Annotated in this window: 8 protein-coding genes; 7 read left to right on the top strand and 1 reads right to left on the bottom strand. The window is 39.8% G+C overall.

Translation table 11 applies throughout. The annotated features are described in order from the left end of the window. The first annotated feature begins 148 nt into the window (after window positions 1-148). The 5 genes from ZOBGAL_RS24015 to ZOBGAL_RS04775 all read left to right on the top strand — a co-directional run bounded on the left by ZOBGAL_RS24015 (window position 149) and on the right by ZOBGAL_RS04775 (window position 7826). Window positions 149-337, top strand: coding sequence for an IS66 family transposase (locus ZOBGAL_RS24015; RefSeq protein ID WP_394331323.1), 189 nt, complete (start codon window positions 149-151; stop codon window positions 335-337). A 53-nt stretch (window positions 338-390) separates the two neighbouring features. After that, on the top strand, window positions 391-531 hold the full coding sequence (locus tag ZOBGAL_RS24010; RefSeq protein WP_084724337.1) for a transposase domain-containing protein: 141 nt from the start codon (window positions 391-393) through the stop codon (window positions 529-531). Between the two features lie 742 nt (window positions 532-1273). Then, window positions 1274-4045, top strand: a complete 2772-nt coding sequence (locus ZOBGAL_RS04785; protein WP_231854796.1) for a triple tyrosine motif-containing protein — start codon at window positions 1274-1276, stop codon at window positions 4043-4045. A 318-nt stretch (window positions 4046-4363) separates the two neighbouring features. Then, window positions 4364-6241 (top strand): beta-1,3-glucanase family protein, encoded by a 1878-nt coding sequence (locus ZOBGAL_RS04780; RefSeq protein ID WP_013992380.1) that lies wholly within the window; start codon window positions 4364-4366, stop codon window positions 6239-6241. Between the two features lie 136 nt (window positions 6242-6377). Then, entirely contained in the window at window positions 6378-7826 is a 1449-nt protein-coding gene (locus ZOBGAL_RS04775) for a carbohydrate-binding protein (protein ID WP_013992379.1), read from the top strand. Window positions 7827-8348: 522 nt separating this feature from the next. On the opposite strand, the gene ZOBGAL_RS04765 is transcribed toward ZOBGAL_RS04775, so the two are convergent. Next, the gene (locus ZOBGAL_RS04765) at window positions 8349-8948 is read right to left on the bottom strand and encodes an RNA polymerase sigma factor (RefSeq protein WP_013992376.1); all 600 of its coding nucleotides are present in this window, start codon (window positions 8946-8948) and stop codon (window positions 8349-8351) included. Window positions 8949-9071: 123 nt separating this feature from the next. On the opposite strand from ZOBGAL_RS04765, the gene ZOBGAL_RS04760 reads away from it, so the two are divergent. Further along, entirely contained in the window at window positions 9072-10235 is a 1164-nt protein-coding gene (locus ZOBGAL_RS04760; RefSeq protein ID WP_013992375.1) for a FecR family protein, read from the top strand. Between the two features lie 152 nt (window positions 10236-10387). After that, entirely contained in the window at window positions 10388-13684 is a 3297-nt protein-coding gene (locus ZOBGAL_RS04755) for a SusC/RagA family TonB-linked outer membrane protein (protein ID WP_013992374.1), read from the top strand. Window positions 13685-13692 lie beyond the last annotated feature (8 nt).

Here is a 13692-nt window from a genome sequence, read left to right as displayed (position 1 = left end):
GTAGGGTTCCTTAGATGTCGAGTTGGACAATCTAAGCTAAAGACTATATTTTATACGGTTTCAATCAGTGGCGAAATGACTAATGCTGCGTTGTTAGTGGACTGATATAAAACAGAAAAGCAAGCTGCTTTTCGAAAGTAGTGAGGACATGTCGATACGCATACGCTGTCCATCACCAACGCACCCCATCGGAAAATCGCAGCTGATGTCGAGCGCTATTGGTAAATCAATCTTCTACACTCTTAAGTTATGGAGCAAACTCATAGCATACACTAGTGGTGGTAGCTATGAAATAGATAATAACCGCATAGAAATACCATCAGACCATTGGCAATAGGGAGAAAGAACTATTTATTTGCAGGATCACATAAGGCTGCCCAGAAAGCTGCAATGGTATATTCTTTCTTTGCTACTTGTAAGATTAACAATGTAAATCCCTATACTTGGCTAAAAGATATTTTAGAAAGAATTTCAGAACATAAGGCTAATCGGTTATATGAGTTGTTATCACATACTTGGGAGGCATTATAAAGCAAAGTGGATAACAATAGATTCATCCCTGAGTAAAAATTTTGAAACTTTCTAATGCCAATGGCTATAAAGGTTGTTATAACATCTCCAGTCAAAGGTACTATATCCAAGTCGTCGTTCTAGCCGTACTTGATAACCAATATTCTTAATATATAGTGAATAACAGGTTCGCTTAGAGTTACCGGCTATTTACTATGTGCTGAACCTATATTTACTCCAACGAAAGAAAAGAACTGTTAAAAATTACATTTTTCATAGGGTAATGATTTATATAATTGTTTTTTAAATAAAGATAAGTTTCTAAATTAATACTAGATGTAAGACTTTACTTTTAGAATTATCAAACCTATTCTTGTTAAATTAAAAAAAGCTTTCTTAATTATAAGTGATTTAGATACAGATAAAATATGAAACGAATAGAAAATACAGATCTGGAAAGCGATATTAGAGCACTTCTTATAAGTCATCCTTCGTATGGAAACCGCAAAACTAAACTAGAGCTAACTTTGAAAAAGCACTGGATAATAATGCATCCAGAGCTAACTATATATTAGAGCAAATTCAGCGTTTATATGTTCTGGAGCGAAAAACCAGAGATCGGAGTAAGCGTATGGTAATGTGCATTGCCATATGTTTACAAACAAACCATACAGTGGTATATAAACGTATACAAATTATGTAGGGTGCCAATTTGAAAAAACGACGTAATCATTTGAAAATACTATATTTTACTACACTTTTTTTGACAGCCCTATTGTTACGGGCGCAGGAACTTCCACCTATACAGAACTTTGAGACCTTTGATTACGGGGCAGAGACCCAAAACTGGGCCATCTCGCAATCCAAGGAGGGATACCTTTATTTTGGTAACAATAGTGGGTTGCTTCAATACGACGGGGAGGATTGGAAAACCTATTATACCACTAATCGATCTGTCATCCGTTCCGTAAAGGCCAAGGGCGACCTGATTTACACCGGATGTTACATGGAATTTGGTTATTGGGAAACCAATCCCCTTGGGGATCGGGTGTACCGTAGTCTACTCGATAAATTGGAAACCCCTTTGGTGGAGGACGAGGAATTCTGGAACATTCTTATACTAGATCAGTACATTTTCTTTCAGTCCCTCCACCGTATCTATATTTATGATACCGATGCCGAGACCTTTAATATAATCGATGCGCCTTCAACTCGTGCACGTATCTTTGAAGTGGGCGGTACAGTGTTCTTCCAGCGTTCGGGGGAGGGACTCTTTAAGATTGAAGACGGCGGGGCAACCAAAGTTTCGACCCACCCCTTACTTAAGTCCACTACGATTATCGGATTGTTCGAAATACAAGATAAACCATTGCTTTTATTGGAGAACGGAACCTTCTTTTTTTTGGAGGATGGTCGTCTATCTCCATGGAAAATACCAGCTTCCGACCAACTGGAATCTCTTACCATCTATAGCGGACTGCAACTTATGGACGGTAGTCTTATTGTGGGTACCATTGCCGATGGGATCTACCATTTAGATACCGAAGGGAACATTCTGCATCATATCAATCAAGGAACTGGCCTAGGTAACAACACGGTATTGGCCATCTATGAAGATAGGGAACAAAACCTCTGGCTGGGTCTCGATAATGGTATCAGCGTAGTCAACCTGAACTCTTTTTTCGAGGAATATGTTGACAAAATGGGCGCTTTAGGTGTAGTGTACGCCGCCACGATTTTCGACGGCTATCTATATCTAGGCACTAATCAGGGTTTATTCTTCAAACCTGCGGATACGACTGGCGATTTTGAGTTTATTGAAAATACGAATGGCCAAGTCTGGTCCCTGAACGTAGTCGATAATACGCTGTTCTGCGGCCATAACGAGGGTACTTTTACGGTCAAGGGTGGAAAGGCCAAGCTGATTTCCGATTTTCCGGGATCATGGGGGGTCAAAAAGATTGCCGACCGGCCCGACCTATTGCTACAGGGGAATTATGGGGGACTCAGTATTTTACAAAAGGATGATGATGGGTGGGCGCTTCGAAATACCGTCGAAGGTTTCGATATTTCGAGCCGTTTCTTTGAGTTCACCCAAAGTGGGGAGATATTGGTCAACCATGAGTACAAGGGCATTTTTACCCTAGAACTCGATCCCGACTTCCAAAGGGTCGTCGAAATTGATGAAAAACCGCCTAACGGTATGGGAGCCAGCTTGGTCAAGTTCCAAGATGACATTCTGTTTATGAGTCATCTGGGGGTTTTTGATTATGAAGCTGATTCGAAAACCTTTGTAAAGGACAGTGTTTTTACGGCTAACCTATTTTCCGAGGAAGAAAGACCTATCGGTATTCTGATGGCCGATACTTCGGCCGACAGACTTTGGTGTTTTACCAACGTAAATATTCAGTATTTGAGTCCCGGTAACTTTAACGAAAGACAACAGCGGGTTCAAATCCCGATTCCGGAGGCCTTCCGACGAAATTTGGGTCCCTTGGGTTTTGAGTGTCTTATTCCCCTCTCTGATGATAAATATCTGATAGGCATATCCAACGGGTTTATTACTTTAGATCTGAAAAAACTAGAGGAAAAGGTCTATAATATAAGGCTCAACTCCGTAGCTCTTAAAACCGACGATCCCGAGGTCGCCGTAAGCCTTCCAATAGCTGAGAAGGGCGAATTCGAGGCGGGTCAAAATAGCATTGAATTCACCTATAGCATACCCGAATACGCAAAATATCTGGAATCCAATTACCAATATCAGCTCGAAGGCCTGCATAGCAATTGGCAAACTTGGACGCTGGGTTCGAAAGCGGTGTTTGAAAAGCTATCCAGCGGCGATTATGTATTCAAGGTACGGGCCAAGACCGGTAATCATCTAAGTGAGAATATTGCGTCCTATGCCTTTACCATTGCGAGACCCTGGTACTTTTCGAAGATAATGATAGCGGTCTATGCGATTTGTTGTTGTCTCCTTTTCTATTTGGTTCACCGCGTTTCCCGAAATTATTACAAAAAACAGCAGGCCCGATTGGAAAAAGAGAGCGCGCGTGAGCTTGAGCACAAGCGCGCGGAGGCCGAAAGGGAGATTATGCAGGTCATGAACGAAAAACTGGAACAGGAAATTAAGGGCAAAAGCCATGAATTGGCCATATCGACGATGAGCTTGATCAAAAAGAACAAATTTTTGAATGCCATCAAGGAAGAGCTGAAGGGGGTTGAGGATCCCAAGATAAAGTCCGTTATACGTACCATCGACCGCAACATTAACCATGCCGACGATTGGAAGTTTTTCGAGGATGCCTTCAACAATGCCGATTCTGAATTCTTGAAAAAAATCAAGAAAAAGCACCCTGAGCTAACGTCAAATGACTTACGCCTTTGCGCCTATCTTAGATTGAACCTGTCCTCAAAAGAAATTGCCCCCTTATTGAATATTACCGTGCGTAGTGTCGATGTCAAACGGTACCGCCTGCGAAAAAAAATAGGCCTGTCCCACGATGATGGGCTGACGGACTATATATTGAGTATTTAAGGCCAGCGGGGAAACCTATATCCTATCACAACATTATCACTACAACCTGCTGTTTGTCTTCTTTTTTGAGCAGATTGTTGGTGTGAATTATAATCGCGAAAGCTTAATGACTACAGTGTGTTGTGTATTAATTCCTACGCTGTCTTAATTTATTTTATGGGATGTATACATTTTGTATTGCCGCGTTATTTAAATCTTTTTGTGTGAACTGATAAATTAGCGGTGTCAAAAAATAATAGTGGCCGTTGTGCTGACTTAGCTTGACTCGCCTATTTCATGCCCCATTTTTTACTGTAAAAATTAATTAAACGAAATGCTATGAAAACATTCTACTTTACACTGTTATATCTAATTCTTGGAGGGGCCCTTTTGAGTGCTCAGACCCTGCCTTATCAGATTGCGAACAATTCGGAGTTTCCCGATGATGAAGTTTACGTGGCCGTAGTCGGCGAAATTGGAGGCTTCGTTTGGGTAGACCCCGTAAACGGGCAGGTCAATAGGATGTCCCGCTCCGATAATACCGTACCCGGCCCTGTCATCAATGGCAATCTCGGTCCCGGACTTGACGGTCGCTACGCGAACTGCTTCAGGAAGTTGAGCGACATCCCTAATAAAACGGTAAACATCCCAAAAATTGCGGGATGTCGTATCTTGATTTCCTTTGGAAGTCCGCTCTATCTCTATTTTTTTGGATATGATGGTGACCCAAGGGGATATGCGGCCCCCAACCTAGAGAATCCTACAGACCCCAACCAGGGAATTACATTTGAATCCATCGAGCTTACCTATAACGAATTCGGAATCTTTAACAATACTTCGAGGGTAGATGCCTTTCAACACCCTATCGGACTTGAAGTAGAAGGAGTAGATTTCTTTAAAAAGGTCGGGGAGTTGAAATCCTCACAGGAAATTCAGGATGCATGGGCAAGAACGGCTCCGCCCGAATTTCAGGGACTTTTGAAAAGAGATCAGGGAATCATAAAATTCCCCACCAAAGACGATAGCTTTCCGGCGGATTATATGGACGGCTACATCGATGCGATCTGGTCGAAATACCGTAATGCCGAACTCTATTTCAACGCTGGGGATGCCGGCCGATGGCGAGGTAGGGTACAGGGTGCTAATTTTGTGTTTGAACGGGAAAGTGATGGTCAAGTGGCCACCATCCCCGGAAAACCTACCACCCTTATGGCGATGGAAGGCAGTGGTGTTATGGCCTCCGGGCAACGTTGGGACCTAGTGGTACAGGCACAGATGGTCGCTGCGATTACACGACATGCTATCGACTTGAACGCACCTTCGGGAGCCTTTCAGGACTTCGGGGACGCTTCAAGGTATTATCAGGTAGAACCTTATAATTGGTACTCGAAATTCTTTCACAGAGCAGATATCAGTTTCGAGGGCCAGACCTATACCTTTGCCTATGACGATGTATTCGACCAATCTTCGACCATTAGTACCGGACAGCCTCTGCGTGCAAAGATTACCCTTGGTCCGATCGAGGGTGACGGCGATGGAGGTGGTTCGAGCCTCGACCCGCTACCTTCACACGTAATCGAGGCGGAAAGCTTTTTCGATTCCAATGACGTTCAAAAGGAACCCTGCTCCGAAGGCGGCGAGAACGTGGGTTATATCAATAACGGCAGTTGGATGGCCTATTCCGATATCGACTTTCCGTCTTCAGGAAATTATTTGATCGAGTATCGCGTGGCCAGTGCCATTAGTGGTGGTCGCTTTTCTTCCGATCTGGAGGCGGGCGAAACAGTACTTGGTGAGCTTACGGTTCCCAACACGGGAGGTTGGCAAAATTGGACTACCGTTTCACAAACGGTCAATGTAAATGCAGGTACGTACCAGTTCGGTCTCTATTCGATTTCAGGAGGATGGAACATCAACTGGATTCGCATTTCCCCACAAGGAAACTCCACGGCCTTACGGGCCGATCTAAATCAGGAAGGCATAAGTGAAACGACCACCATCATGTATCCGAACCCGTTTTACGATACGGTGACCTTCGGAAGGGGGGAAGGCGAAATGGATGTAATGATCCTAAACATGGAAGGTCATGAAGTATTGGCTCCGCAGACATTGAAAGTCGGTAGTTCCTTAGATTTATCGACTCTAGACAAGGGAATGTATATCGTAAAGATGAAAACAGGGGCTGGGGAGAAAACCCAGCGTCTTCTTAAAAATTAATAAGATGGTATAATCCATCTTCCAACTCTTTTGCAATGGCTGCCGGAAAGGTTTAATTGACGGTCTCCTATTCCGGTGGTCATTTTGTTATTACGGTTATTTAAAATTTAATGGACAAGCACAAAATTAGAACAAGATGAAAAAAATTATTACGTATTTGCTGATGGTCTTATGCTTTGGCATGACCCCCATACTTTCGGCCCAAGATTACAACTTGGTCTGGCAAGATGAATTCGACGACGGTATTGGCCCTGATTGGGTCTTTGAGACCGGCATGGGCTACAACGGATGGGGCAACAATGAATTGCAGTATTACAGACGGGAAAACGCCGCAGTCGAGAATGGCAATCTGGTAATTACCGCAAAACACGAGAATTTTGGCGGTGCCCAATATACCTCGGCGAGAATGAAAACCCAAGGTCGGAAGAGTTTCAAGTACGGGAAAATAGAGGCCAGAATCGCATTGCCTTCAGGTCAAGGTCTATGGCCGGCATTTTGGATGCTCGGGAACAATATTACCAGTGTGAGCTGGCCTGCCTGCGGGGAAATAGATATCATGGAGCGCATCAATAACGCTCTACAGACTCACGGTACTATCCACTGGTCCGATCAAAATGGTGATCATGCCTCCTACGGTGACGACGTGGGGGTAAGCGATCCAGGGCAGTACCATATTTATTCTGTTGAGTGGGATGCAAATTCCATCAAATGGTTCGTAGACGGGCAGCAGTTTAACGAAGTGGATATTAGCAACGGTGTCAACGGTACTGGGGAATTCCAGAACGAGTTTTTTATTCTGTTGAACATGGCGGTAGGAGGCGATTGGCCAGGATTCGATGTGGATCAAAGTAAGCTTCCGGCCCAAATGTTGGTAGATTACGTAAGGGTCTACCAAAAGGGGGACGACAACGATAGCGCTAACACCCTTAAAATCGAGGCGGAAAGCTATTTATACTCCAACGACGTACAAAAGGAACCCTGCTCCGAAGGCGGCGAGAACGTGGGTTATATCAATAACGGCAGTTGGATGTCCTATCCAGGGATCAACTTCCCGTCATCAGGAAATTATTTGATCGAGTATCGCGTGGCCAGTGCCGTCGACGGCGGTCGGTTTTCTTCCGATCTGGAGGCGGGCGAAACGGTGCTTGGTGAGCTTTCGGTGCCCAACACGGGAGGATGGCAGAATTGGACTACCGTTTCACAAACGGTCAATGTAAGTGCAGGTACGTATCAGTTCGGTCTCTATTCGATTTCGGGAGGATGGAATATCAACTGGATCAGGATTACAAAGCAGGGCACGGCTTCGGCAGCCACGGCCTTGAATTCCTCTCTGATAGCTTCTGACAATGGTATTTCACAAGAAATCAGGGTATATCCCAACCCCTTTACGGAATACGTGTCCGTTAATTTTGACGGGGAGGCGGCAAACCTGACCCTACAGGATATGCTAGGTACGGTTATATTCTCTAAATCGGGCGTTTCCGCTGATGAATCCGTCGATTTATCGGGACTAAAAAGTGGTGTGTATTTCTTGACCATTGAACAAGATGGAAAGTCTACTGTTCGGCAGTTGATCAAAGAGTAGTATCCTACACCCTATATAAAAACTGACAAAGCAATTAATGATTGATAGAATACCGTACATAGCTTAGGGAAATACCTGAATTTTTTAATTTTTAGACTGTGTGGGTCGGTGCTGCTTCTAATTTTGGCGGCACCGACCTTGGTCTTTATCCTGAAAACCGAAAAAAATTCGGGAAGAAAAAAAGCCATTTATCTGATTGTTCAGATAAATGGCTTCTTAATTAGTAGTGGGGACTGGACTCGAACCAGCGACCTTTGGGTTGTGAGTTTGACAAAATTCTCGAATTTTAGCACTATTATCTATAAATACTTTAAAACTGTTTGCTATGTCGGTATAATTCTTTCTTTGGTTTTAAAGTAAACAATTATCTGATTTTCAGTAAATTCTTTTCAGAAGTCGTTTGTTTGGAGCTTTTAGTAGGAGGGGGCAAAAAAAATGAAGTACAAAGTAGCAAGACAATTTTTTAACTGTTTAGACTCATGAGATATAGTTGCAAAACCTTCTCTTACTACAAATAGATAATTACGTCGTTTTTGAAACCAGATTAGATCTAAAGAGTAAAAGGAAAATGCCGTGAGATTTTTTATCTAAGGTTTTTCGTAAAATCGAAAAGGCTTTTGTAATGTGGCCTTCCACCGATTTTATTGAAATACCCAAGTATTCTGAGATTTCTATATTGGTAAGACCTTCCTGTTTACTTAATAAAAAAGCTTGTTTACATTTTGGAGGGAGATTTTCAATTTCTTTTTTTACTTCAAGAAGCAATTTTTCCAATGAATTTCCAGAGTCTTCTTCCACAAAGAGAGAGAGGGATTCAATATGTATTTTTTCTAATGAAAAAACAGGACGTATTTTCCTGTAATGGTCTATGAACTCGTTATATGTAGACTTATATAGGTAATTTTTCAAATTAATATCATCTTTCAGTGCTTTGCGCTTTTTCCAAATTTTAATAAACACATTTTGTACTATATCTTCAGATACATCCTTATCGTTGACTAGTCCATATGCATAGTTGCATAGTCTATGATGGTACTGTTCTACTAAGTAAGTAAAAGCTTTTGAGTTTCCTTTTTTTAGGCTTTTAATAAAGGCAATATCGTTGATAAAACTAATTTTCATTATGAGAATTATGGAAAGTTGTAGCTTAATATTTGACAATATAAAAAAAATGTTATCAAAAAAACAAGGGTAGTGTAATTTTTACACGTTTTAATTATTGAAAGGCTAACTGATTTGAAATTAATGAAGAATTTAATTGCAAAATATTTAACAAGACAAGCTTCTATCTCAGAGCTAGATGAACTTTCTCATTGGATTGAAGATTCTGATAATAGAGAGGAGTTTATTAAATATGTCAGAATTAATCATAGTGTTAATCTAAATTTACTGAAGTTCGATGCAAATGCCGCCCAGAATTCTTTGCTCAGTTATATTGAACATGAAAAAGATATACTTAAAAGACAGCGCTTGTTAAGATTTGTAAGTTCTGCCGCAGTAATTATATTTTTTTTAGTTGGATACATGTTCAAGGATAAAGTTTTCAATTCATCAATGGATTCAATAAGCATTGAAGAAGTAGAATCCATTGCCGATCAAAGGAGTATTGATGGAGGTAATGGGAAGGCTATTTTAACTCTAGAGGACGGGTCTACTATAGATTTGGAAAAAGGAAAAACAGTTGAAACCAAGTACACTCGAAGTGACGGTGAAGAACTGGTGTATGATTCTACTAGTAAAAGAGGCTCACAAGAAGAATATAACTATCTGACTATTCCTCGTGGAGGTCAATTTCATTTAAAGTTGGCCGATGGTACTCTCGTATGGTTAAACTCCGAAAGTAAGTTGAAGTATCCTGTTTCATTTATAGAAGGAAAACCTAGAGAGGTAGAATTAGTATATGGAGAAGCATATTTTGAGGTGTCTCCTAGCAGTAATCATGAAGGAGCGACATTTAAGGTTAAAAGTATCTCACAAGAAATAGAAGTTCTGGGTACGGTATTTAATATAAAAGCATATAGGGACGAAACAAGTATTTATAGCACTTTGGTTGAAGGTAAGGTTGCAGTAAGCACATTTACAGAAAAGAAAGTTCTTGCTCCGAGTGAGCAATCCGTTTTAAATCTTGAAAATAAATCCATTAGTGTTCATCATGTGGATGTTCAACGCGAGATATCTTGGAAGAGAGGACTTTTTAACTTCAAAGGAAAGACATTAGGGGAGATTACAAAGGTTTTGTCACGATGGTATGATGTGGATTTCGAATTTTCAAAATCGGAAATCGCTTCGTTGAAATTTAATGGTGTATTAAGAAAAGAGGAATCTTTAGAAGAAATATTAAACAGTATTTTAATAACAAGTAAAATAGAAGCTTATGAAATAAACGATGAAAAAATTATTATAAAATAAAGGGAATAAAGTTTAGACCTGGACAGTACTGCACTTTTATCCCCTTTTAGAAAAATTGATTAAGAAATATTAACCAATAGATACTCAAATTTATGAAAATTAAGTATACCAACCACCTTTTTCCTAACCGGAAAAACCTATTAAAATTAATCATGAGGACATTCATTTTCCTGCTCTGTTCGACTGTTTTTGGATTTACTTCTAATGAAATTTTTTCACAGAATGCAAAAATTCACATAGACAAAAGTCAAACTTTGTCTGTAGACGAGGTATTTGATTTATTAGGTAGTCAAACCGATTACAGTTTTATTTATCCAGAAGGTTTTTTTAAAGATGTACCTAAAGTACAGGTGAATAAAGGTACTATTAGGGCAGGCAAGTTGTTGAAAATGTGTGTTTTATACGGAGGGGTTACACTAGATGTCAATGGGAACATAATAACAATAATTGGTAAGACTGGGTCTGATGAAAAGATGCAATCATTGATTGTGTCAGGTAAGGTTTCAGATTCTTTTGGACAGCCTCTGCCAGGGGCCAGTATTATAGAACAAGGGACAACGAATGGTGTGACAACAGATTTTGATGGTAACTTCTCAATTAAAATTCAAAATGAAAATGCAATATTGTTAGTGTCTTATGTAGGCTTTGCCTCTAAGGAAGTTGCTGCGGAAACTACTAAAACCATAGAAATTATTCTTGAAGAGGATACTGCAAATTTGGATGAAATAGTTGTGATTGGGTACGGAACAGCAAAAAAGAGTGATTTAACCGGAGCGGTCGCAAGTGCGGACTTGAAAAACGCAGAGGAAACATCAAATGTTTCTATCATTCAAGCTCTACAAGGGTCCATCGCTGGATTAAATGTAGGGGCAGTAACAAATGCAGGAGACAATCCTTCACTAACAATAAGAGGACAAAATAGTCTATCAAACAGTGAAGGCGATAATCAACCGTTGATTGTTCTTGATGGTATTATTTATAGAGGAAATTTAATAGATATTAATCCTGCAGACATAAAAAGTGTTGATATATTAAAGGATGCTAGTTCTACGGCAATCTATGGATCACAGGCATCCAACGGTGTTATTGTTATTACTAGTAAAGGCGGAGGAATTTCTTTGAGCAAACCAAAGATTAATTACTCTACAAGTTATACTGTTCAAACCCCATCGAATAGGTTTGAACCAATGAATGCTGCTGAGTATGAACAATTTTATCCAGATATTTTTTGGGCACAAGGAGGTAGGATAGCCCCAGATTATTTAAACACGAATCCTGATTATGATTTTACAACTAATCTAAAGACTAATGAAATTAGACAAGGGTATGAGGATGGAATTGATACGCCATGGTTTGATTTATTGACAGGCAGTGGAGCAATTAAATCACACAATCTTAGTATTCAGGGTAAAAGTGATGCATTGGGATATTTTATCTCGTTAGGGGTTACCGACCAAGAAGGATTTATTCAAGGGGATGAATATGAGAGATATAATTTCAGGGTTAATCTTGACGCTAAAATAAATAATTGGTTGACGATAGGAACTCAGACTTTTATGACAGTGAGCGATTATTCCGGACAGGCAGCAAATTATCAAAATGCCTATTTTAACCTTCAGCCTTGGGCTCCTATTCGAGATGATAACGGAGAACTGATTCCAAACCCGGAAGGTCAATGGCTGAATCCCTTTTTAGCTCTTGAAATTGATGATTCTGATATTCGCTACAATTTATCAAATGTTCTTTATGCTAATTTACAATTGCCCATAGATGGTCTCTCATATAAACTCAACTATGCAAATAATTACCGAACCACAGATCAGTCCCGGTTTGATCCTTCTGCTGCTAATTTTCAAGGTAGCGGATCAAAAGATCATTCAAAGAATAGAGATTGGACATTTGATAATATCCTGAATTATACAAAGACGTTCAACAATGATCATAATGTTAATGCTACACTTGTATACGGAGTAGAAAAAAGACAGCTTTCAAGTACGTTGGCTGCAGCATCAAACTTTAGTTTAGACCTTTTAGGCTATAATAACCTTAGTGCAGGAGACCCAACGCTCAATGAGGTGTCTTCAACTAAAGAGGCGGAGACTAGTATCTATCAAATGGGAAGACTCCTTTATAACTATCAAAATAAATATTTTTTTACAGGAACAATTAGGAGGGATGGTTTTTCCGGTTTTGGAGCAAATGATAAAATTGCAGTTTTTCCTTCGGCTGCATTGGGTTGGGTTATAACTAATGAAGATTTTGTAAATGACTCTAGCTGGATGAACTATTTGAAATTAAGAGTGAGTTATGGAAAATCTGGTAGACGGGGCTTAGGTAGATACGATACCTTGTCAGAGACTAATGTTTCACCCAGTGTAGTTTTTGGAGATGGAGGTCAAACCTTTTTGGGACAAGAGCCGATAAGTCTTTCAAATCCTGATCTTGCCTGGGAAGCAACAACAGGTTCTAATTTTGCATTTGATTTTGGCTTATTTGACTCTCGGGTAAATGGTACCGTAGACTACTATACAAATAAGACCGAAAATATTTTATATCAAATATCACTCCCAGAAATTACAGGTTTTGAAACGATAAATTCAAATGTTGCGGAAGTATCTAATTCAGGGGTGGAACTTACGTTAAATTTAGACATAATTAACCAAGACAAATTTAATTGGAATACTTCATTTAATTTCAACAGGGTTAGAAATAAGATAGAGTCTATACTGGGAGCTGACAATGATGGAGATGGGGTAGAGGATGATTTAATTGGGAACCAATTATTTATTGGTGAACCACAAAATGTTAACTATGGTTATGAAATAATCGGAATGTGGCAGCTAGAGGATGAGGCTAATGGAAATATATGGCAGGGATTTTTACCAGGAACCTACAAACTGGCTGATTTAAATAATGATGGAGAAATCAATTCTTTGGACGATAGAAAAATACTTAATTATAGAGACCCTTCATATAATTTTGGCATTGGAAATACTATTACTTATAAAAACTTCAGCACTTATTTTTTCATTAATTCAATACAAGGTGGAAAGGATTATTTTTATGGAAATGATACTCCTCATGCACAAAATAGTTTAAGTAAATCTGATCAATTGAGCTATAGTAATGTTCCTAGTGGAGCATGGGACTATTGGATGCCAGAAAATCCGGAGGCAAAGTATCGTAGACTTGACACTGCTTCTCAATACGGCGGGGATCCTTTGACTCAAAGAAACTTTGTGAGGTTACAAGATGTTACTTTCAAATATGCTTTGCCTGCAGACATTTTAGAAAAAATACATATAAATAGTGCTAGTTTATTTCTTAGTGGGAAAAACTTGGTTACCTGGACCAAGTGGAATGGAAGTGACCCGGAAACCGGTGTTGGATTTGCTCCTACCAGTCCTTTGTTAAGAAGCTACACTTTAGGCCTAAATGTTCAATTTTAAGAAAAAAA

The sequence above is a fragment of the Zobellia galactanivorans genome (genome assembly GCF_000973105.1).
Classification (GTDB): Bacteria; Bacteroidota; Bacteroidia; order Flavobacteriales; family Flavobacteriaceae; genus Zobellia; species Zobellia galactanivorans.
The sequence above is the reverse complement of the archived record's forward strand: the minus strand, read 5'-3'. Positions and strand labels throughout refer to the sequence as shown.

Excerpts from the sequence above, each read along its gene's own strand:
- ZOBGAL_RS04765 (WP_013992376.1), bottom strand. The coding sequence starts at position 8,948 with ATGAAAATTAGTTTTATCAACGATATTGCCTTTATTAAAAGCCTAAAA.
- ZOBGAL_RS04760 (WP_013992375.1), top strand. The coding sequence starts at position 9,072 with ATGAAGAATTTAATTGCAAAATATTTAACAAGACAAGCTTCTATCTCA.
- ZOBGAL_RS24015 (WP_394331323.1), top strand. The coding sequence starts at position 149 with ATGTCGATACGCATACGCTGTCCATCACCAACGCACCCCATCGGAAAA.
- ZOBGAL_RS04775 (WP_013992379.1), top strand. The coding sequence starts at position 6,378 with ATGAAAAAAATTATTACGTATTTGCTGATGGTCTTATGCTTTGGCATG.
- ZOBGAL_RS24010 (WP_084724337.1), top strand. The coding sequence starts at position 391 with ATGGTATATTCTTTCTTTGCTACTTGTAAGATTAACAATGTAAATCCC.
- ZOBGAL_RS04780 (WP_013992380.1), top strand. The coding sequence starts at position 4,364 with ATGAAAACATTCTACTTTACACTGTTATATCTAATTCTTGGAGGGGCC.
- ZOBGAL_RS04755 (WP_013992374.1), top strand. The coding sequence starts at position 10,388 with ATGAGGACATTCATTTTCCTGCTCTGTTCGACTGTTTTTGGATTTACT.